General features: G+C 36.0%; 1 pseudogene. It reads left to right on the top strand.

From position 1 onward, the window contains the following. Positions 1-1,922 (top strand): annotated as a pseudogene (pls, locus tag HMPREF3154_RS07120) (plasmin-sensitive LPXTG-anchored glycoprotein Pls); the annotation flags it as partial.

Below are 1,922 nucleotides of genomic sequence, written 5' to 3'. Positions count from 1 at the left end.
AGAAACAGACAAAGCAACAACAGAAGAAGCGCCAGCAGCTGAAGAAACAAGCAAAGCAGCAACAGAAGAAGCGCCAAAAGCTGAAGAAACAGAAAAAACAGCAACAGAAGAAGCACCAAAAACTGAAGAAACAGACAAAGCAACAACAGAAGAAGCGCCAAAAGCTGAAGAAACAGACAAAGCAACAGAAGAAGCACCAAAAACTGAAGAAACAGACAAAGTAGAAACAGAAGAAGCGCCAAAAGCTGAAGAAACAGACAAAGCAACAGAAGAAGCACCAAAAACTGAAGAAACAGACAAAGCAACAACAGAAGAAGCGCCAAAAGCTGAAGAAACAGACAAAGCAACAGAAGAAGCACCAAAAACTGAAGAAACAGACAAAGTAGAAACAGAAGAAGCGCCAAAAGCTGAAGAAACAAGCAAAGCAGCAACAGAAAAAGCACCAAAAGCTGAAGAAACAAACAAAGTAGAAACAGAAGAAGCGCCAGCAGCTGAAGAAACAAACAAAGCAGCAACAGAAGAAACACCAGCAGTTGAAGACACAAATGCTAAGAGCAATTCAAATGCTCAACCATCAGAAACTGAGAGAACTCAAGTTGTAGATACAGTTGCTAAAGATTTATATAAAAAATCTGAAGTTACAGAAGCAGAAAAAGCTGAAATTGAAAAAGTATTACCAAAAGATATTTCAAACTTATCTAATGAAGAAATTAAAAAAATAGCTTTAAGTGAAGTACTTAAAGAAACAGCTAACAAAGAAAACGCACAACCAAGAGCAACATTCCGTTCAGTAAGCAGCAATGCTAGAACAACAAATGTTAACTATTCAGCAACAGCATTAAGAGCAGCTGCACAAGACACAGTTACTAAAAAAGGAACTGGTAACTTTACTGCGCATGGAGATATAATCCATAAAACTTATAAAGAAGAATTCCCTAATGAAGGCACGCTAACTGCATTCAATACAAACTTCAATCCTAATACAGGAACTAAAGGCGCATTAGAATATAATGATAAAATAGATTTTAATAAAGACTTTACAATTACTGTTCCAGTAGCAAACAACAACCAAGGTAATACAACAGGAGCAGATGGCTGGGGCTTCATGTTTACTCAAGGGAATGGCCAAGACTTCTTAAACCAAGGTGGTATTTTAAGAGACAAAGGTATGGCAAATGCATCTGGTTTTAAAATTGATACGGCATATAATAATGTTAATGGTAAAGTCGATAAACTCGATGCAGATAAAACAAACAATCTAAGTCAAATTGGCGCAGCAAAAGTTGGTTACGGTACATTTGTTAAAAATGGTGCAGATGGTGTGACTAACCAAGTTGGTCAAAATGCCCTAAATACAAAAGATAAACCTGTAAATAAAATAATTTATGCAGATAATACAACTAATCATCTTGATGGTCAATTCCATGGCCAAAGATTAAATGATGTAGTATTAAATTATGATGCAGCAACAAGTACAATAACTGCTACATATGCAGGAAAAACATGGAAAGCTACTACAGATGATTTAGGAATTGATAAATCACAAAAATATAATTTCTTAATTACTTCAAGTCATATGCAAAATAGATATTCTGATGGAATTATGAGAACAAATCTTGAAGGTGTAACAATTACAACGCCTCAAGCTGATTTAATTGATGATGTGGAAGTAACGAAACAACCAATTCCTCATAAAACTATTCGTGAGTTTGATCCAACTCTAGAACCAGGCTCACCTGATGTTATTGTACAAAAAGGTGAAGATGGAGAGAAAACAACAACTACACCAACTAAAGTTGACCCTGATACAGGAGATGTAGTTGAACGTGGTGAACCAACAACAGAAGTTACAAAAAATCCAGTTGACGAGATTGTACACTTTGCACCTGAAGAAGTACCACAAGGTCATAAAGATGAGTTCG

This window comes from Staphylococcus sp. HMSC06C11 (assembly GCF_001808345.1).
Classification (GTDB): Bacteria; Bacillota; Bacilli; order Staphylococcales; family Staphylococcaceae; genus Staphylococcus; species Staphylococcus capitis.
This window is presented reverse-complemented; position numbering and strand designations above follow the sequence as displayed.